Raw genomic sequence first — 18,549 nt, forward strand, 5'->3', positions numbered from 1 at the left:
TCGTCGATCAAGGGACTGCGCCGCGCGCAGTCCGCCAACTATAGCTCAGCGAGCGCGGTGCAAGCCGAAGCCGAGCCCGATATAGCTAGCGCCGGCCATGATGAGATCGATGCCGAGGAACAAGCCGAGGATATACAGGCTCGACACCGGCCAGCGCGCCAGGATCAGCAGGCCGAGCAGAAGCGTGATCACACCTGATAGCACCACCCAGATCCAGGGCGTTTCCCGTTTCATGCTGAAGGCCAGCACGATTCGCATGATGCCCGAGACCACCAGCGATGCGCCGAGAATCAGCGTCAGCAGCACCGCGGCGAGCAGCGGATTCTGGAACGTGACGAAGCCGCCGATGATATAGAGCACGCCGAGCAGGACCCAGAGCAGGAATTTGCCCCAGCTCTTGATCTGGAAGGCGCTAATCACCTCGGCGACGCCGGCGACGATCATCATGATGCCGACGACGAAGACGCTCACGACAGTGGCCATAGCGACACTGCCAAGCGCGATAAACCCGGCGATCAGATAGACGACGCCGAGCGCGACGATCCAGCCCCATTTGGCGCGGAGCGGCGCCGTATCCAAAGCGGCTGTATTCACGGTGTCTGAAGTGCTGGTCATGACGGTCCTCCGAAAACGAAAACCTATCCGACGTCAGTTTTGCCGGTCTCTCGACCGCGACAGCGTCGCGGCGCGGGATGCTCGACACCTGCATATTAGCGCAACTGCGCGTTGCGATCACCCCGATTTCGGCACTTTCGGCCGCGATTTCGTCGTGCAGCCTTGCCGCGGCATGATGCTGGTCGTCCCGTTGTGAGACGATTGTTGAGCGGTAGCGATCCGCCAGATCAGCGTCGATGCCAGTGCGTGAGAGTGTCAGGTTGGCGTGCGTGCTTCTGCCGCTTTGTATCCGGGCACGGGCTTGGCCCTTGCCACCCTTCGGCAGTCACTCGGGCATCTTGATCCCCGCGTCCTTCACGACCTTGCTCCAGTGCGCGATCTGCGACTTGATATGCGCGCCGAACTCGCCGGGTGTGCCGCCGGCGGGCTCCGCCGCGATCTTCGCGAACGTCTCGCGCACGTTCGCCTTCGCCAGGACCTTGTTGATTGCCTCGTTCAGCGTGCCGATGATGGCGTCCGGTGTGCCGCTCTTCACCACGAAACCGATCCAGTCCTCGATAACGAGCTCCGGGAATCCCTCCTCGGCGACGGTGGGAACGTCCTTCAGGGCTGCCATGCGCGTTGGCGCCGTGACGGCGAGCGCCCGGAGCTTGCCGGAGGCGATCAGGTCGAGAACAGGCAGAGGCGTGACGAACTGATAGTGGTTGGTGCCGTTGATGAGATCCCCGATCGCCTGCGGCAGGGCCCGGTAGGGGATGTGGGTCACGCGCACCCCGGTCTGAAGCCTGAACTGTTCGCCTGCGAGATGGGCTGGCGTGCCCATCCCGCCGGATGAGAACGTAAGCTTGTCGGGCTGGCTCTTCAGCAGGGCGACAAGCTCTTTCATCGACTTGGCGGATACTGACGGATTGGCAACCAGGACGTGATGCGCGGTCATGACCTTGATGACCGGTGCAAAATCGGTGTCATGACGAAAAGCTATGTTCGACAGGAGTGCGGGAGCTGCCGAGGCGCCCAATGTGAAGGCCAGGATGGTATGTCCATCCGCCGGTTGCTTGAGGACCTCGGCGGCTGCAAGCGTCCCTATGGCCCCAGGCCTGTTCTCGACGACAATCCGCCAGCCTTCGCTCTGCCCAAGCTCGTTCGCCACGATGCGCGTGATGATGTCCGGCGGCGCGCCAGCGCCGCCTCCGACGACGATACGGATCATGTTGGACGGGTAGGATTGCGCGACCGCCGGTTGGGCCAGTGCTCCCAGGCTCACTGCCAGCAGGAGGCGTCCCCACGAACGCATTCCACGAAATGTTGGCGCTGCCATTCTCACCCTCCTCGCGGATGCGCAGCATGGTGCTGCCTCGGATGTTCGGCGCGCGAAGGATCGGACGCTGTTGTGCAAGAAACCACAGAAATCGGAGACGATTCCGGAGAGCGGAACGTTGCATTCCGGAGACCGGAACGCTGGACTCTGCGGAACTGGACGTGAAGAATGCCGGGCTCGACGAGAACAGGAACCGGCCATGCCGAGGGTCGAAACGATCAGAGGGCTGGAGCGAGGACTGCAAGTCCTCAAATTCCTGCACGCCGAGCCGATTTCGTCGCTGCACGAGATCCACGCTGCAACGGCAATCTCCAAGCCCAGCCTGCTGCGCATTCTCAACACCCTGGAGCGGGCAGGCATGGTCGCGCGGCGTCTGGCCGACGGCCGTTATCGGCTCAGCGTCTTCACGGATGTGGTGCGAAAGCGGGACCGGCACGACCGCGTCGCCGAAGCCGCGGCACCCATTCTGGCCCGGCTGTGCAAGAAGGTTAAATGGCCGTCCGATCTGTTCGTGCCGGCCGGCGACTGCATGGAAAGACGTGAGACGAGTTTTCCGCACAGTCCGTTCGTGCTCTCGGGGCTGGACACCCGGGTTGGTGGCCGGGTGGGGTGGCTGATGACGGGCGTCGGCCGCGCTTACCTCGCGTGGTGTCCGGAGAAGGAACGCGAGGCAATTCTGCGCACACTTCGGAAATCCAAACACCCGGAGGATTGGCTCGCCCGCGATCCGAGGAAGCTCGAGCGAATTCTCGGTGAAGTGCGGCACCGGGGCTACGCCACGCGTGACCCAAACTATGTGGCGGGTCAATACGGCGGAATCCCGGTTGACGACGCGGCGGCCGCAATTGCCGTGGCGCTGTTCGATGGTCGGCGTGCTTATGGCTCGATCAATTTTCGCTGGATCAGGACGGCCTTCACGGTAGAGGACTTCGCCGCCCGGCACCTTGCCGATCTGCAGGACGCCGCACGCGAGATCGTGGGCTCCCTGAGGAGGCCGGCAAGGTAGGCGTAGCCATCCCCAACGTCTATCGTTGATGGCGAGTCGGCTTGGGATTCTTGGGCGAGCTAATGGACATCGCCGAACCTATGATGTCGTAGATGGAGCCAAAAGCAGACGTTCACGTTGATAGCGATCTCGCGACAGCTCTCGCATGGTCAATAAATAGCTTGGCCAGCGGACCCGGTGTGCGATTCTTCAAGGTAAGTATAGCGATTGCATATTCCGTAGCTGGCATCTTAACCGGCATTATCTTCAATCCCACGCGTCGAGAACTGTACCGGGCAACAGAGTTTGGCAGGATGCCGACAAATTTGCCGGTTGCGACAAGCGCAGTGGTCAGTTGAACGGACAACGTGGCAATTGCGGGCCGAGGCGGCTTTAAGCCGCTCGCGACGAAAATTCCCGAGATGATTCTACCAGGCACGCTGTCGTACGGCGGAATCACCCAGGATTCCTGCATCAGATCGGCAAGTTCGATGCGCCGCCGGCGCCCCCATTCGCTATTCAAGCCAGCAACCGCCACGAACGGCTCCTGAATCAGCGGTTCGAAGACGAAGTCCTCATCGACAAAGGGCTCCGGCCACCGTCCAATCAGAAGTTCAACCTTGCGCTCGCGCAGGGGATCGAGCTGCTCCGTCGCGATATCTGCATGAACCACGAGCAACTGCACCCGCGGATACTGCTGCAGGAAGCGTTCCGAGATGGCAGGCATGATGCCCGCATTCATGATCTCCGCACATCCGATCGCGAGTTCTCCTGATGTCGGATCGGTCAGGAACTCGATCTGCTTCAGCCCCTGACGCATCTCGTCGAAAACGTTGACACTGCATTTGAGCAGCGCCTCCCCATAATTGGTCAGCTCGATACCCTGCGCGGTGCGGTCGAACAGCCTCACCTGGAGCGTCTGCTCGAGATCGGAAATCGTCTTTGAGACCACGGGATGGGAGATCGCGAGCTTCCGGGCCGCCTTCGTCATACTGCCCGCCTCGGCAACGGCCATCACAATATGAAGATCACGCAGCCTGATGCGCCGGCCGATCCGGTCAGACCATTCCATTTCTCGCCCCTTAGTCGGGAGGCTACAGGGATGTCAAATAATTGAAATTCCAAACTACAGGGACCCGAGGCAGCATTCAACTGCGATCAGCATCGATGACTTCCGGTGCTCGGAGATCGAGCCGGTTCGGATCGAGGGAGAGATGAAAGATCTCGACGTCATCGTCGCGGGAGGCGGCATCGGCGGGCTGAGCCTGGCGCTCAGCCTGCATCAAGCCGGCATAGCGGTTCGTGTTTACGAGGCCGTGCGCGCCCCCGCACCGCTCGGTGTCGGCATCAATCTGCAGCCGACCGCGGTTCGCGAACTCACCGAGCTTGGACTCGGCGGCGCACTTGCGGAAATCGGCATCGCCACGCGCCAACTGAATCTTTGCAACAAGTTCGGTCAGCTCATCCATGGCCAAAGCAGAGGCCTCGCAGCTGGATACCGCTGGCCACAATATTCGGTCCATCGCGGCGAACTTCAGCTTCTCCTGCTCCGCGCCGTCCGCGAGCGTATCAGCGAAGAAAATGTCCAATGCGGGCTGAGCCTGACCAGATTTGAGCAGGATGGGAACCGCGTAAAAGTTCGCTTCATCAACCGTCAGTCTGGATCGGAGAAACTCGACGAGGCGGACATTCTTGTTGGCGCCGACGGAATCCATTCCGCCGTTCGACATCAACTCTATCCAGCGGAAGGAGCGCCGCGGTTCGCTCAACATGTGCTTTGGCGGGCAGCGGTGGAAGCTGAGCCTTTCCTGGACGGCCGAACCATGGTCATCGCCGGCCATCTCCATCAGCGCGCCGTCGTCTACCCTATCGGCGAGAGGCGAGGCGGCAAATTACTGATCAACTGGGTTTGCTCAAAGACGGTGCCGGACCGGTCAGCGCCGCGCGAAGACTGGAACCGGCGCGTGACGAAGGAAGAGGTGTTGGCAACGTTTGGCGACTGGAGATTTTCATGGCTGGACTTGCCCGCTCTCATCGAGCAGTCATCCGACATCTACGAATTTCCGCTCGTCGATCGCGATCCGGTCGCCGCGTGGTCATTCGGCCGCGCCACACTGCTCGGGGATGCCGCCCATCCCATGCAGCCGATCGGCAGCCAGGCCGGCTCCCAGGCAATCCTTGATGCCCGTGCGCTGACCCGCGCCCTGGTCGAGACTGACGATGCGGTGGCCGCACTAGAACGCTACGACGCTGAGCGCCGGCCGGCAATGAACGACATCATCATGCGAAATCGTAATTTTGGACCGGAAGTCGCCATGCAACTCGCGGAAGATCGCGCACCGAATGGGTTTTCCCGCATCGAGGATGTGATCCCTCGTTACGAACTCGATGCCATCGCCGCCTCTTTTGCCAAGGCCGCAGGTCTCGACGTCCAAACGGTCAACCACCGGCCGTCGTACGTCTCTCCGTGAGGCCCACTTTCTATGCCAGCCTTCGGCATGAAGCAGGGCCTATGGCAGGCAGATATGGTCAGCTCTGGCGTCAGATCAACCGCATCCCCTTCAAACTCGAATGCCCGTTCTTGCCGACGATGATGTGGTCGTGCACGGCGATGCCGAGCGGCTTGGCGATCTCGACGATCGCCTTGGTCATCTGGATATCGGCCTGCGACGGCGTCGGATCGCCGCTTGGATGATTGTGCACCAGGATCAGCGCGGTCGCCGATAGTTCGAGCGCGCGCTTGATCACTTCGCGCGGGTAGACCGGGGTGTGGTCGACGGTGCCGGTCTGCTGCACCTCGTCGGCGATCAGTTGATTGCGCTTGTCGAGGAAAAGCAGGCGGAATTGCTCCTTGTCGGCGAACGCCATTCCGCTCCGGCAATAGTCGATCACGTCGTTCCACGACGCGAGCGCGATCTTGCGCTTGATCTCGCCTTTCGCGACCCGGTGTGCTGCCGCGGCGAGCAGCTTGATCTGGTTGATCGAGGCCTCGCCGATGCCGTCGACCTCACGCAGGCGCGCGACAGGCGCGTGAATGACTTCGGCGAAAGAGCCGAATTTCTTCAACAGCGCTTTCGCCAGCGGTTTGGTGTCGCGGCGGGGCAGTGCCGGGAAGAGCGCCATCTCAAGGAGCTCGTAATCGCTCAGCGCCTCCGGGCCTGCAGCATAGAAGCGCTCGCGCAGGCGTTCGCGGTGGCCGTGATAATGCGGCGTCTCGGTGGATTGATCGGGGGGATTGCTGGTCCTGGCGGGCATCGGCCGTAACCATGCCGAGCCGGCGAGCTTTTGCAACTCTAAAGTGCGGGCGCATTTGAGGAAAAGGCGCCGCACCGAGCGCGGCGCCTTCAGGTCATTTCAATTCCAGCCTGCGATCAGGCCTTCACGGCCGCGAAGGTGTAGCCGTTGCCGTCCTTGGTCAGCGTGCCGACATTCGGGAAGCCGAAATGATAGCCGGCGATCATGCCCTTTTCGGCAATGACGCGATCGAAGAAGGCGCGCCGCGTCGCTTCCGCCTTCGGCCCGTCGGCATCGAACGCCGAGAACCAGCCGGGGTTTCGCACGAACAGCTGAGGGATGCTGGTGACGTCGCTCTGGATGAACAATTGCTGCCCGCCGGAAGCAACGAGGAACGACATGTGTCCGACGGTATGGCCGGGAGTCGCGATGGCCTTCACGCCGGGCGCGATGTCGGCGCCGTCATTGTACTGCTTGACGTTCTTCCAGGTCGGGAAGGTTGCCTGAATCCGCTTGATGAACGGACGGTTGGCTTCCGGCACCTTCTCCACCAGCGCCGGATCGGTCGCGAACTTGAACTCCACCTCGGGCATCATGATTTCCGCGTTCGGAAATACCTGCGCGTTGGTCTCCTTCACCCACAGGCCGGAGATGTGATCGGGATGGAAATGCGAGATCACCACTGTGGAGACGGTTGCCGGATCGAGGCCGGCCGCCTTCATGTTGTCCGCGAGCTTGCCAACGGTCGGCGGCCCGTTGCCGCCGAAGCCGGTATCGAACAGGATAACCTTGCCACCGGTGCGGATCGCGGTGACCGTAAAGGGGTTGTCGATCTTGTCAGGCCCGATGCCTGCGGCGGTGAGCGCCTTCTTGACGTCGTCGAGCGAGGCGTTCTTCACCATGCCTTCGGTGACCGGACGCTCGATGATGCCGTCATGCAGGCTGAACACCTCGATGTCGCCGACCTTGTATTTGAGGCTGTCGGCAGCGCGTTGCGCATGCGCCGCGCCGATGAATGAAACCGGTCCCTTGAGGCCGAAAACCAGCGCTGCCCCCGTGCTTCCGAGGACCAGATCGCGACGTGAAATCTCGAACATTGCCCTTGCTCCCTTTAATTTGATCCCTAGCCCGCCAGAGCCTTCTCTTCCGGAAGACTCGCGCAGTACTACCCCGGACAAGGCGAGCTATTCCGATGCGCTCCCGCTTCAATTGCAGGCATGTTGCCGCATCGCAGCGTCTCTACGCCTCAGCAAATGCGAGGCATTTGCAAACAGGGTTCTCGGCCGGGGCGGCCGACGCGAAATGCTTCGATGAAGCCGCCGTCCTTCTGGGTCACGAAGACGGTTTTGCCGTCGGGACCGCCAAAGGTGAGGTTGGTCGGCTCCTTGCCGCGCAGCGGCACCTCCCGCTCGAGCGATCCGTCGGCGCCGATCACGGCGATTTTGCCGGCGGAAAGCCGGGCAAGATAGATCCGGCCGTCGACATCGGTGCGCAGGCCGTCGACCTCGAAATCCGCAAAACCCCTGATCAGCCGCGGGTCGAGCAACTTGTTGCCGTCGAGGCGATAGGCCCATACCTGCCGCGAATTGGATTCGCTCACATACAGGGTGGTGCCATCAGGGCTGAGATCGATGCCGTTGGTCACGCCAAGGCGCCTGGTCGAGGACATCACTTTGCCTTGCCCCTTGCCGTCAGGCCCACGGGTGATGCGCCAGATCTGGCCGCCCGAGGGCGATGCAAATCTGGGGTCGCTGGCATAAAGCGTGCCGTCCGCGGCGATCGCGAGATCATTCGGCTGGTTGAACCGGTCGGAATGGAAGTAGATTCGCGGCGTGGTTTCGCCTGATGCGATGACCCACACATTGTGCTTCTTGAAATCGGCGATGTACATCCGTCCCTCACGGTCGAAACGAATCCCGTTGCCGATGCTGCCTGCGGGAAGCGATGTGAAGAGCTGGGATTGCGTGGCGCCGGGCGCGACCTTGCCGATGGTGCCGCGCTGTCGAAAATTGACGACGTAGAGGTTGCCGGACGCGTCGACCGCGGGACCTTCGATGCCGGACGTGTACTCGCCCTGCGGCGTGATCCGCTTGCTCGCGAACAGTTCGTCCTCGGCGGCGGCGGTGCCGATTGCGAAACAAGCGGCAGATGCGATCAGGCAGGTCGCGGCAAATCCCGCTCGAAGGCCTCGTTCCCGGATCATCATCGCCTGTCCCTGCTGCAATGCCATCGGCACAAACGCGCTTCGCAGGGACGCGAGCAGGTCAGGCTGAACGCGCCGCCTCAGACGGCGACGTATGGCTTCTCGCCGTGGCGCTCCGACAGCGTGAAGATCTCGACGCCGGTTGCGGTCACGCCGACCGAATGCTCGAACTGCGCCGACAGCGAGCGGTCGCGCGTCACCGCGGTCCAGCCGTCGGACAGGATTTTCACATGCGGCTTGCCGAGATTGATCATCGGCTCGATGGTGAAGAACATGCCGGGCTTCAGCATCACGCCCTCGCCAGGCCGGCCGATATGGATGATGTTCGGCTCGTCATGAAACATGCGACCCAGCCCATGGCCGCAGAAATCGCGCACCACGCTCATGCCCTGCGGCTCGACGAAACTCTGGATGGCGTGGCCGATATCGCCGGTGGTGGCGCCGGGCTTCACCGCGGCGATGCCGCGCATCATCGCTTCATAGGTGACCTCGATCAGCCGCTCCGCCTTGCGGGCAATCGGGCCGATCACATACATGCGGCTGGAATCGCCATACCAGCCGTCGACGATGAAGGTGACGTCGATATTGACGATGTCGCCTTCCTTCATCGCGCGGTCCCCGGGCATGCCGTGGCAGACCACATGATTGATCGAGGTGCAGGTCGAGTAGCGGTAGCCGCGGTACATCAGCGTCGCCGGATAGGCGCCATGGCTGAAGGCGAAGTCACGGACGAAGTCGTCGATCCGGGACGTCGGGACGCCCGCCTTGACGATGTCGGTGAGCTCGTCGAGGCATTTGGCCACCAGCGCGCCGGCCTTGCGCATGCCGGCGAAGCCACTGGCGCCATGCAGCTTGATCTGGCCGGTTTTTCGCAAGGAGGTATCTGTTGCTTCGATATAGCTCATGGGCGGGTCATGCTTCGGGAACGGAAAAGGGCTGATTTGAACGTCTAATTTAATGATCCGACCGCTCAGTGCAAGCCAAGGTTGGTACGCCGGGACGCCTTAAAAGGCTTGCATCTAGCCGGAGACCTCCACCACCTGCTCGACCGGCAGCGCACCGCCGCGGACGCGGATTTCTCGGACCGGATAGGGAACGCGGATGCCCTCGCGCTTGAAGGCGTCCCACAGCGCCAGCATCACGTCGCTCTTGACGTTGTCGAGGCCATCCGGATCGGGCATCCAGAAGGTCAGGGAGAACTTCATACCGGCCTCGGCGAACTCGGTCAGGATGCAGTTCGGCGGCTTGTTCTTGATGGCGCGCGGCACGGCGCCGGCAATGTCGATGGCGAGCTTGCATACCGCCCGCGGATCGGCGTCGTAATTGGTGCTGAACAGCACCTTCACCAGCGTGTTCTTGTCGGTATAGGTCCAGTTCACGACCTTCTGCGTTACCAGATCCTCGTTCGGGATCAGGAACTCGCGGCCGTCGCCGGCGGCCACCGAGATGTAGCGCGTCTTCATCGCGCTGATCCGGCCCGAATTGTCGCCGATGGTAACGAGGTCGCCGGGTTTCACGGACTTGTCCGCCAGCAGGATAATGCCCGAGATGAAATTGGCGACGATCTTCTGCAGGCCCAGACCGATGCCGACGCCGGCCGCGCCGGTAAACACCGCGAGCGCCGAAAGGTTGATGCCGACGGTACCGAGCGCGATCGCGATCGCCACCACCATCAGTCCGATGCGGATGATCTTGACCAGCAGCACCTGGACCGACGGCGTCAGGTCGCTGGCGCGGGTAATCCTGCTTTCGATGAAGTTGCTGGCGATGTTGGTCAGCCAAAGCGCCGCGATCAGCAGTGCGCCGGCCTTGATCAGCAGCAGCGGCGTCAGCCGCAGGCCGCCGATCTCGATCGCAAACGAGTCCAGCGTTTCCGCTGCCGGTTCGAGCTGGCCGAGGATGCTCAGCGCCGCGACAAGCCAAGCCGTTATTGACACCAGCTTGACGATAAAAGCGTTGCGGATCACCGAGGTTATGAGCCGGATCACCAGCCACGCCAGCGCCAGCTTGGCGGCGACCATCAGGAGGTAGCTGCGGCTCGGCCACGTCAGGTGGTACATCGTGACGCGCTCGGCGATCACCAGGACCGCGAACACCGCGGTCGACGCGCTGCCGACCAGCACGCGGGCGAAATGCCGGAGCGGCAACGGCCAGCGCATCGCCAGCGACGTCATGTCGACCCGCGCGCGGATCGCCGCATCCGCCGCATAGGCGATACCGGCAGCGATCAGCATCAGCCCGAACTGCAGATAGAACCATGGCGAGGTGACCTCTGCGCCGACCGATCGCGCAGTCGATTGCAGAAACTCAATGACTTCCTTGGGGGCCATATCCATCGGTAAATCTCGTCAGGCGTCTTGCAGGTAAATTTGATTCGAACGGTGGGCAGATTTCCACAAACGGGGCGGGCGGACCATCGATACATGGGCCGGCCTGGGCCGGCCAAGTCAATTAAGCCCTTAAATCAGGGCACATTGCCGCGATCGCAGAAATGGGTTGGCGATCAAGTGTGGCAACGATAAGGATGCAATTGCAAGTATTTGCGATAATTACAGAGGTTCATGGCTTCTCTCGACTCGGTCAGCATCGCGATCTTTCTGGGGGCCGTTCTGGTGATGGCGGGCATCCTGTCGAGCCTGCTCGCGCTGCGCTTCGGGGCGCCCCTGCTGCTGGTGTTCCTCGGGATCGGCATGCTGGCGGGCGATGCCGGGCCGGGCCAGCTCAGCTACAATGACGTCCGCACCACCTATCTGGTGGGGTCGGTGGCGCTGGCGCTGATCCTGTTCGATGGCGGCCTGCGGACGAAATTTCAGAGCATCCGCACCGTGCTGGCGCCCTCGATGGTGCTGGCGACGATCGGCGTATTGCTTACTGCGCTGGTCACCGCGCCGGTCGCCAGATATGTGCTCGATCTCAACTGGACCGAGTCGCTCCTGGTCGGCGCCGTGGTGGCATCGACCGACGCCGCCGCGGTGTTTCTGCTCGTCCACACCCAGGGCCTGCGTCTTCGCCCGCGTGTCGGCGCGACGCTGGAGGCGGAATCCGGCACCAACGATCCCTTTGCGATCTTCCTCACCTTGATGCTGGTCGAATTCATTTCGATCGGCCAGAGCTCACCCGGACATGTCCTGTTCGAACTCGCCCGCGAGGGTCTGCTCGGCGCCGTGATCGGCGTGATTGGCGGCCGCCTGGTGGTGCTGGCGCTCAATCGGGTAGCGCTGCCGCAGGGCCTGCATGCGCCCTTCGTCACCACGGCCGCGCTGGTGATCTTCGGCGTGGCGCAGATTGCGCATGCCTCGGGCTTTCTCGCGGTCTATCTCGCCGGCATCATCGTCGGCAACCGGCCGACGCGGGCGCATAATTCGGTGATCACCTTTCTCGACGCCGCGACCTGGCTGGCGCAGATCGTGATGTTCGTCCTGCTCGGGCTGCTCTCGTCGCCGCAGCGTTTGCTTGATAGCGTCGGGCCGGCGGTGATCGTGGCGCTGGTGCTGATGCTGCTGGCCCGGCCGATCGCAGTGTTCCTGTGCCTGGTACCGTTCCGCTTCAACTGGCGCGAGAAGATCTTCATCGCCTGGACCGGCCTGCGCGGCGCGGTCGCGATCTTCCTTGCCTCGATTCCGATGCTGGTCGGATTGCCAAAGGCCTATCTCTATTTCGACGTCGCCTTTGTCGTGGTCATCATCTCGCTGTTGCTGCAGGGATGGACGCTGGCGCCGGCGGCGCGCTGGCTGCATGTAGCGCTGCCGCGCGTGGACCGCGGTCCCCGGCGCGTCGAGCTCGATCTCCCCGGCCAGCTCGAGCAGCAACTGGTCGGCTATCCCGTGCGTCCGAAAAGTCTCTACTTCCGGCGCGGCCTGCTGCCATCCTGGTCCAAGCCGACGCTGGTGATCCGCGACGAGCGGATTCTATCGCCCGTCGAGGCCGATCCGGTCGCGGCGGGAGATTACATCTACCTGCTGGCGCCGCCGGAAAAGGCCGAGGCGCTGGACCGCTTCTTTGTCGACATGGCGCCGAGCTCGGCGCCTGACCCGCACCTGCTCGGCGATTTCATGGTGTCCGGCGAGCATACGCTCGGCGAGCTGGCCCAGATCTACGGCGTATCGACCGGCGACGAGCAGGCCGCGCTGACGCTGGCCGATTATTTCGACATCCATCTCGATCATGCGCCGAAAGTGGGCGCCGAGCTCGTGCTCGATCCGATCGTGCTCGTCGCGCGCAGCATCAGCGGCGGCCGGGTCAACGTGGTCGGCCTGCGCCTGCCCGAGGACGACGAGAAGGCGGTGCCGCTGACGCGCAGGCAAAAGGCCAGGCGCAAGCTTGCGGATATCTGGTCGTCGGTCGCCGGAGTTTGATCGCCGTAGCCTGGCTACTCCTCCAGGGTAAACCCAACCCGCAACGTGACCTGATAATGGCGAACTGAGCCGTTTTCGATATGGCCTCTGGTCTGCACGACTTCGAACCATTTCATTTCGCGAATGGTTTTTGAGGCGCGGGTGACGGCGTTCTGAATCGCGTCCTCGATGCTTTTTTCGGAAGAGCCTACAAGATCGAGGATCTTGTACACGTGATCTTTCATTCCGGCGGTATCGGGCATGGCAAACCTCCGTTGCGGCCTTCGGTGCCTGGTTCTGAACGAGTTATCGACCTTCTCAGTTCCATGACTTTCTGCCGACTTGTGCAGATGCGGAGAGCGCCAGGCGAGCCAACGATAAAAGGCCTGCGTGCGATCCACCGCAGCGCAACCGGTATGCATCATCCGGCCCATTCCGCTGTTGAGGAATAGGCGAACTATCATTAGCTTAGCTGACGGTCAGCCGCTGACCTCATGGTGGAAACGCAGGAGAGACACAACAATGTCCGCCCCGTCAGACGATCAACTCGGCTTTGCGCCCGATTACGATTCTCCTGTCCCCTATATGCAGCGCACGCGCGACTACTACGCGGCGATCGGCTACACCACGCCCTACCGCTGGGCGCATTATGTCGATGCGCCGTTTCAGCCGCTGAAGAAGCCTCTGGCGCAATCGCGCGTCACCATCGTCACGACCGCCGCGCAATATGATCCCACCAAGGGCGATCAGGGCCCCGGCGCGGCCTATAATGGCAGCGCCAAATTCTACCAGGTCTATGACGGCGATACCTCGAAGCGGCACGATTTGCGCATCTCGCATATCGGCTACGACCGCAAGCATACCACGGCCACCGACAGCGGCACCTGGTTTCCGCTGCCGCAGCTTCTGAAAGCCAAGGCTTCGGGCCGGATTGCCGAGGTCGCACCGCGCTTCTTCGGCGCGCCGACCAACCGCAGCCACCGCGTCACCATCGATGTCGACGCGCCCGATATCCTCGCCCGCTGTCTCGCCGATCAGGTCGATGTCGCCGTGATCGTGCCGAACTGTCCGGTCTGCCACCAGACCTCAGCGCTGGTCGCGCGCCATCTTGAAGCCAACGGCATCGCCACCGTCGTGATGGGCTGCGCCAAGGACATCGTCGAGCACGCCGCCGCGCCGCGCTTCCTGTTCTCGGACTTCCCGCTCGGCAACTCCGCCGGCAAGCCGCATGACGCTGATTCACAGGCGCAGACGCTTGAGCTGGCGCTACGCTTGCTCGAGTCCGCCCCCGGCGCGCGCACCACGATGCAATCGCCGCTGCGCTGGAGCGAAGAAGCCTCCTGGAAGCTCGACTACAACAACATCGCGCAGATGAGCCCGGAAGAATTGGCGCGACGCCGCGCCGAGTTCGACAAGCAGAAAGAGATCGCGCGCGGCAACCGCGCGGCGTGATCGCTCCCGGACATCATTCAAATCTTCCAATGGGAAGCTGATGACCTATTGGGTGAAGCGGATCATACTACGGGACGGTGAGATCGTCACCGAACGTGAACTGAGGCCCGACGAGAATCTATTTGAAGGTCCTGCGCCGGTCGTGGGTGAAAAGATGACAGTTGCGCGCCGCGGTCGGAAGTTTGAGGCAAGGGTGGTCTGGGGTAACTGGCCTGGACGTGAGACTGATGAGGCAACGATCATTCCGTTGCGTGTAGAAGAAATATAAGCTGCGCAGGGGCCCCAGGAGAAACTAGCGTGACCCGACCGTTCGAAGGCGTGAAGATTCTCGACTTCACGCAGGTGCTGGCTGGCCCTTATGCGAGCTACCAGCTCGCGCTGCTCGGGGCCGACGTCATCAAGGTGGAACGCCGCGAGGGCGAGGACATGCGCCGCACGCCGCTCAGCCGCGAATGGGCCGAGCGTGGCCTCGCGCCCGGCTGGCAGGCAGTCAACGGCAACAAGCGCAGCCTGACACTCGACCTCTCGAAGCCGGAGGCGATCGCCATCGTCAAGCAGCTCGCCGCGCAAGCCGACGTGGTGATGGAGAACTTTCGCCCCGGCGTGATGGACAAGCTCGGCATCGGCTACGCCGCGCTGTCGGCGATCAATCCGCGGCTGATCTATTGCGCCGTTTCCGGCTTCGGCCAGACCGGACCGGGCCGATCGGGCGCCGGCTATGACGGCAAGATCCAGGCGCTGTCAGGCATCATGTCGATCACCGGCCATCCCGAGACCGGGCCAACCCGCGCCGGCTTTGCCGTCTGCGACGTGCTGTCGGGCGCGACCGCGGCATTCGGCGTGTCGAGCGCGCTGTTTCAGCGCACCCATACCGGCAAGGGTCAGTTGGTCGACGTCTCCATGCTGGAGGCGACGCTGGCGTTCCTCTCCGGGCAGGTGGCGGATTATTCGGTCGCCGGCCATCGCCAGCAGCTTTCCGGCAATCAGGCCGTGAGCCGCCGGCCGACTGCCAACCTGTTCAAGGCCGGCGATGGCTATCTGCTGCTCGCCGTCAACAGCGAGAAGCAATACCAGGCGTTGATGACCGCTCTCGGCCGCGCCGATGCGCTGGAGGACCCGCGCTTCGCCGACTGGTTCGCCCGCCAGGAGAACGAGCCCGCGCTGCGGGGCATCATCGAGGAGGCGCTCTCGAAGAAGGACCCGCGCGAGTGGGAGACGATCCTGGAGGCCGCGGGCGCGCCCTGCGCCAGCATCTGGAAGGTCGAGGAGGTGATCGACCACCCGCAGATCGCGGCGCGCGGCGCCATTCAGGAGATCGACACGCCCTATGGCCGCCTGCGCTTCGCCGGCAGCGGTTTTCAGCTCGCCCATGGCGGCGGCAGGCTCGACCGGATGGCGCCCGCGCTCAGCGCCCACACCGAGGAGGTGCTGGCCTCGCTCGGCTACGACACGAAGGCGATCGCAGAACTGCGGGCCCGCGAGGTCGTCTAGCGGTAGCCGGGGCAGGGGCGCCCGGTTCCTGTCCCGTTTTGGGCAGGCGAGCGCATATCGACCCTGCGCCAAGCCGCTTTGAGCGACCGCGCTTCCCGTCTAAAAGACGCCTTTCCCGCTTCCACGAAGGACAGATCATGCCCGCCTACCGCTCCCGAACCACGACCCACGGCCGCAACATGGCGGGCGCCCGCGGCCTCTGGCGCGCCACCGGCATGAAGAACGAGGACTTTGGCAAGCCGATCATCGCCGTGGTCAATTCGTTCACCCAGTTCGTGCCGGGCCACGTGCACCTCAAGGATCTCGGCCAGCTCGTCGCGCGCGAGATCGAGAAGGCTGGCGGCGTCGCCAAGGAGTTCAACACCATCGCGGTCGATGACGGCATCGCCATGGGCCATGACGGCATGCTCTACAGCCTGCCGTCGCGCGAGATCATCGCCGACAGCACCGAGTACATGGTCAACGCGCATTGCGCCGACGCCATGGTCTGCATCTCCAACTGCGACAAGATCACGCCCGGCATGCTCATGGCGACGCTGCGACTCAATATCCCGACCGTGTTCGTATCGGGCGGCCCGATGGAGTCGGGGAAGGTCCTTCTCAAGGGCAAGAAGCGCGCGGTCGATTTGATCGACGCGATGGTTGCCGCCGCCGACAGCAATGTCAGCGACGAAGAGGTCGAGGTGATCGAGCGCTCGGCGTGCCCAACCTGTGGCTCCTGCTCCGGCATGTTCACCGCCAATTCCATGAACTGCCTGACCGAGGCGCTCGGCCTCGCGCTGCCGGGCAATGGCTCGGTGCTGGCGACGCATGCCGACCGCAAGGGCCTGTTCGTCGAGGCCGGCCATCTGATCGTCGATCTGGCCCGGCGCTACTACGAACAGGACGACGAGAGCGTGCTGCCGCGTTCGATAGCGAGCTTCAAGGCGTTCGAGAACGCGATGACACTCGACATCGCCATGGGTGGCTCGACCAACACCGTGCTGCATCTGCTCGCCGCCGCCTATGAAGGCCAGGTCCCGTTCACGATGCAGGACATCGACCGCCTGTCGCGCCGTGTGCCGGTCCTCTGCAAGGTCGCGCCCTCGGTCGCCGACGTGCACATGGAAGACGTGCATCGCGCCGGCGGCATCATGGCCATTCTCGGCGAACTCAACCGGGCCGGCCTGCTCAATCGCGGCCTGCCGATGGTTCACAGCAAGACGCTGGAAGACGCGCTCAGCCGCTGGGACATCAAGCAGACCAAGAGCGAGAGTGTTCGCAAGTTCTATATGGCGGCGCCGGGCAACGTGCCGACGCAGACAGCCTTCAGCCAGGAGCGCCGGTACGAAGAACTCGACACCGACCGTTCGGCCGGCTGTATCCGCGACGCCGAACACGCCTACTCAAAGGACGGTGGCCTCGCCGTGCTGTCGGGCAACATCGCGCTCGATGGCTGCATCGTGAAGACCGCCGGCGTCGACGAAAGCATCTTGAAGTTCGAAGGGCCGGCGCGGGTGTTTGAAAGCCAGGACGCCGCGGTCGAAGGCATCCTCGGCAACAAGATCAAGCCGGGCGACGTCGTCGTGGTCCGTTATGAAGGCCCGCGCGGGGGCCCCGGTATGCAGGAGATGCTGTATCCGACCAGCTACCTGAAATCGAAGGGTCTCGGAAAGGTCTGCGCGCTTGTCACCGATGGCCGCTTCTCGGGCGGCTCGTCAGGCCTGTCGATCGGGCATCTCTCGCCGGAAGCCGCCGAAGGCGGCCTGATCGGCCTGGTGGAGGACGGCGATCTCATCAAGATCGATATCCCATCGCGCTCGATCAGCCTGGCCGTCGATGACGCCACGCTGGCGAAGCGCCGCGAAGCCATGCTGGCCCGTGGAGCGGATGCCTGGAAGCCGGCCCAGAAGCGCAAGCGCAACGTGACGATGGCGCTGAAGGCCTACGCGGCGCTGACGACAAGCGCCGCCCGCGGCGCCGTGCGCGTCGTGCCGGACTAAGCGCTGCGGCGCTTACTGCGGGGTCCGCGCCGACGGACGGCTCCCTTCCGCTTGGCGAGCCTGCGGCCGGGCGCGCGCCTCCGCCGTCTGGCCCGGAACGGACGCTACCGGCGTGACATCCGGGGCATGGTCATTACCGACCCGTATACCGGAATACGCGACATTCCCGCCGGCGGTGGCGAGCACGTCGCCCGAGCGCAACGAGCCGTCCATCGCGATATCGACTGGCGCCAGGCCAGCGGGATTTTGGCCGTTGCAGGTGCAATCGGCACGCAGCGCCTTCCGATAGGCAAAGGCGTTTTCGCTGTCGGCGTAGCGCTCGCCGGTTGCGGCATAGGCGCTGTCGATGCTGGAGCCGAAGAAAATCTTGGTCGGGCTTGCCGGACAGAAGGCCTGGCACAACTGGGTCGGCGAGGCCGCGCCGCGCATCAGCGGAAAATACTTGCCGTCGCAACTGCGCACGCAGAAGGCAGGCCCCGAGCTTGCGACGGCCGGCCGCGGCGGCGCTGGTTGCGGATTGTTGTTGAAAATGTTGCCGAAAAGCGAGGGCTGCTGTTGCTGTTGTTGCTGCTTCGGGCCGCCGCCGAAAAGGAAATCGAGCAAGTTTTCGGCCGAACTCATCTCCGGCGCCAGCGCCATGGGGCCCGCGATGGCGGCAACAACAAGCATGCGGCGCAGCTTGCGCTGAAAGGACAATTCGGTACGCAACGCTTGATCCATCGGACGCCTCCTTCGCTAGTTAGGGGCGCGCTGAGTTCTCATTTGCGGCAATCGTGGATTTGAAACGCGCGCTAAACGGGGCGAAGAAAGGGAAAGAAGTAGGCGAGCGGGCACGGCAGGCGCCACATTTCGGCCGTTATGGAACGCAGTCGCCAAGTAGGATGGGTAGAGCCAACGGGTCGCGCGCGCCCGATGACAGGCTCCGTGAACCCCAT

General features: G+C 63.2%; 17 protein-coding genes. 7 read left to right on the forward strand and 10 right to left on the reverse strand.

Translation table 11 applies throughout. The features are described from left to right. Nucleotides 1–45 precede the first annotated feature (45 nt). The gene (locus tag CQ12_RS33980; RefSeq protein ID WP_057839636.1) at nt 46–615 is read right to left on the reverse strand and encodes an HdeD family acid-resistance protein; all 570 of its coding nucleotides are present in this window, start codon (nt 613–615) and stop codon (nt 46–48) included. Nucleotides 616–940: 325 nt separating this feature from the next. Continuing rightward, nucleotides 941–1,933, reverse strand: coding sequence for a Bug family tripartite tricarboxylate transporter substrate binding protein (locus CQ12_RS33985; protein WP_198164324.1), 993 nt, complete (start codon nt 1,931–1,933; stop codon nt 941–943). A gap of 199 nt (nt 1,934–2,132) precedes the next feature. Between CQ12_RS33985 and CQ12_RS33990 the strand changes: the two genes are divergently transcribed. Next, entirely contained in the window at nt 2,133–2,939 is an 807-nt protein-coding gene (locus CQ12_RS33990; protein ID WP_057839638.1) for an IclR family transcriptional regulator domain-containing protein, read from the forward strand. A gap of 112 nt (nt 2,940–3,051) precedes the next feature. Here CQ12_RS33990 and CQ12_RS33995 read toward each other — a convergent pair whose 3' ends face one another. Beyond that, a complete protein-coding gene (locus tag CQ12_RS33995; protein ID WP_057839639.1) occupies nt 3,052–3,990 on the reverse strand; it encodes a LysR family transcriptional regulator in 939 nt (312 codons plus the stop codon). Between the two features lie 142 nt (nt 3,991–4,132). Between CQ12_RS33995 and CQ12_RS34000 the strand changes: the two genes are divergently transcribed. Beyond that, entirely contained in the window at nt 4,133–5,389 is a 1,257-nt protein-coding gene (locus tag CQ12_RS34000) for a flavin-dependent oxidoreductase (protein ID WP_057839640.1), read from the forward strand. Between the two features lie 70 nt (nt 5,390–5,459). Here CQ12_RS34000 and radC read toward each other — a convergent pair whose 3' ends face one another. The 5 genes from radC to CQ12_RS34025 form a co-directional block, all read right to left on the reverse strand. After that, a complete protein-coding gene (gene radC / locus CQ12_RS34005) occupies nt 5,460–6,173 on the reverse strand; it encodes a RadC family protein (protein ID WP_057839732.1) in 714 nt (237 codons plus the stop codon). A 116-nt stretch (nt 6,174–6,289) separates the two neighbouring features. After that, nucleotides 6,290–7,249, reverse strand: coding sequence for an MBL fold metallo-hydrolase (locus tag CQ12_RS34010; protein ID WP_057839641.1), 960 nt, complete (start codon nt 7,247–7,249; stop codon nt 6,290–6,292). 149 nt (nt 7,250–7,398) lie between these two features. Further along, nucleotides 7,399–8,355, reverse strand: a complete 957-nt coding sequence (locus tag CQ12_RS34015) for an SMP-30/gluconolactonase/LRE family protein (RefSeq protein WP_083519602.1) — start codon at nt 8,353–8,355, stop codon at nt 7,399–7,401. Between the two features lie 80 nt (nt 8,356–8,435). Further along, nucleotides 8,436–9,260, reverse strand: a complete 825-nt coding sequence (gene map, locus CQ12_RS34020) for a type I methionyl aminopeptidase (protein WP_057839642.1) — start codon at nt 9,258–9,260, stop codon at nt 8,436–8,438. A 114-nt stretch (nt 9,261–9,374) separates the two neighbouring features. After that, entirely contained in the window at nt 9,375–10,691 is a 1,317-nt protein-coding gene (locus CQ12_RS34025; protein WP_057839643.1) for a mechanosensitive ion channel family protein, read from the reverse strand. Between the two features lie 225 nt (nt 10,692–10,916). Here CQ12_RS34025 and CQ12_RS34030 point away from each other — a divergent pair, with 225 nt between their 5' ends. Further along, nucleotides 10,917–12,710, forward strand: coding sequence for a potassium/proton antiporter (locus tag CQ12_RS34030; RefSeq protein ID WP_057839644.1), 1,794 nt, complete (start codon nt 10,917–10,919; stop codon nt 12,708–12,710). A 14-nt stretch (nt 12,711–12,724) separates the two neighbouring features. Here CQ12_RS34030 and CQ12_RS34035 read toward each other — a convergent pair whose 3' ends face one another. After that, entirely contained in the window at nt 12,725–12,934 is a 210-nt protein-coding gene (locus CQ12_RS34035) for a dodecin (protein WP_157088651.1), read from the reverse strand. 277 nt (nt 12,935–13,211) lie between these two features. Here CQ12_RS34035 and CQ12_RS34040 point away from each other — a divergent pair, with 277 nt between their 5' ends. From CQ12_RS34040 to ilvD, 4 genes are all read left to right on the forward strand, one after another. Further along, on the forward strand, nt 13,212–14,141 hold the full coding sequence (locus CQ12_RS34040; protein ID WP_057839645.1) for a hypothetical protein: 930 nt from the start codon (nt 13,212–13,214) through the stop codon (nt 14,139–14,141). A gap of 40 nt (nt 14,142–14,181) precedes the next feature. Then, nucleotides 14,182–14,409 carry a hypothetical protein gene (locus tag CQ12_RS34045; RefSeq protein ID WP_057839646.1) on the forward strand — a complete coding sequence of 76 codons (228 nt, stop codon included), beginning with the start codon at nt 14,182–14,184 and terminating at the stop codon, nt 14,407–14,409. Nucleotides 14,410–14,438: 29 nt separating this feature from the next. Next, nucleotides 14,439–15,632: a CaiB/BaiF CoA transferase family protein gene (locus tag CQ12_RS34050; RefSeq protein WP_057839647.1), complete on the forward strand. Its 1,194-nt coding sequence runs from the start codon at nt 14,439–14,441 to the stop codon at nt 15,630–15,632. Between the two features lie 137 nt (nt 15,633–15,769). Further along, the gene (ilvD, locus tag CQ12_RS34055) at nt 15,770–17,614 is read left to right on the forward strand and encodes a dihydroxy-acid dehydratase (RefSeq protein ID WP_057839648.1); all 1,845 of its coding nucleotides are present in this window, start codon (nt 15,770–15,772) and stop codon (nt 17,612–17,614) included. Between the two features lie 12 nt (nt 17,615–17,626). Here the strand turns inward: ilvD and CQ12_RS34060 are convergent, their stop codons facing one another. Continuing rightward, the gene (locus tag CQ12_RS34060) at nt 17,627–18,334 is read right to left on the reverse strand and encodes a DUF2865 domain-containing protein (protein ID WP_083519594.1); all 708 of its coding nucleotides are present in this window, start codon (nt 18,332–18,334) and stop codon (nt 17,627–17,629) included. Between the last annotated feature and the right edge of the window lie 215 nt (nt 18,335–18,549).

Source organism: Bradyrhizobium jicamae, assembly GCF_001440395.1.
Taxonomy (GTDB): Bacteria; Pseudomonadota; Alphaproteobacteria; order Rhizobiales; family Xanthobacteraceae; genus Bradyrhizobium; species Bradyrhizobium jicamae.

Coding starts and splice junctions, on each gene's coding strand:
- CQ12_RS33980 (WP_057839636.1), bottom strand. CDS start 615: ATGACCAGCACTTCAGACACCGTGAATACAGCCGCTTTGGATACGGCG.
- CQ12_RS33985 (WP_198164324.1), bottom strand. CDS start 1,933: ATGGCAGCGCCAACATTTCGTGGAATGCGTTCGTGGGGACGCCTCCTG.
- CQ12_RS33990 (WP_057839638.1), top strand. CDS start 2,133: ATGCCGAGGGTCGAAACGATCAGAGGGCTGGAGCGAGGACTGCAAGTC.
- CQ12_RS33995 (WP_057839639.1), bottom strand. CDS start 3,990: ATGGAATGGTCTGACCGGATCGGCCGGCGCATCAGGCTGCGTGATCTT.
- CQ12_RS34000 (WP_057839640.1), top strand. CDS start 4,133: ATGAAAGATCTCGACGTCATCGTCGCGGGAGGCGGCATCGGCGGGCTG.
- radC (WP_057839732.1), bottom strand. CDS start 6,173: ATGCCCGCCAGGACCAGCAATCCCCCCGATCAATCCACCGAGACGCCG.
- CQ12_RS34010 (WP_057839641.1), bottom strand. CDS start 7,249: ATGTTCGAGATTTCACGTCGCGATCTGGTCCTCGGAAGCACGGGGGCA.
- CQ12_RS34015 (WP_083519602.1), bottom strand. CDS start 8,355: ATGATCCGGGAACGAGGCCTTCGAGCGGGATTTGCCGCGACCTGCCTG.
- map (WP_057839642.1), bottom strand. CDS start 9,260: ATGAGCTATATCGAAGCAACAGATACCTCCTTGCGAAAAACCGGCCAG.
- CQ12_RS34025 (WP_057839643.1), bottom strand. CDS start 10,691: ATGGATATGGCCCCCAAGGAAGTCATTGAGTTTCTGCAATCGACTGCG.
- CQ12_RS34030 (WP_057839644.1), top strand. CDS start 10,917: ATGGCTTCTCTCGACTCGGTCAGCATCGCGATCTTTCTGGGGGCCGTT.
- CQ12_RS34035 (WP_157088651.1), bottom strand. CDS start 12,934: ATGAAAGATCACGTGTACAAGATCCTCGATCTTGTAGGCTCTTCCGAA.
- CQ12_RS34040 (WP_057839645.1), top strand. CDS start 13,212: ATGTCCGCCCCGTCAGACGATCAACTCGGCTTTGCGCCCGATTACGAT.
- CQ12_RS34045 (WP_057839646.1), top strand. CDS start 14,182: ATGACCTATTGGGTGAAGCGGATCATACTACGGGACGGTGAGATCGTC.
- ilvD (WP_057839648.1), top strand. CDS start 15,770: ATGCCCGCCTACCGCTCCCGAACCACGACCCACGGCCGCAACATGGCG.
- CQ12_RS34060 (WP_083519594.1), bottom strand. CDS start 18,334: ATGGATCAAGCGTTGCGTACCGAATTGTCCTTTCAGCGCAAGCTGCGC.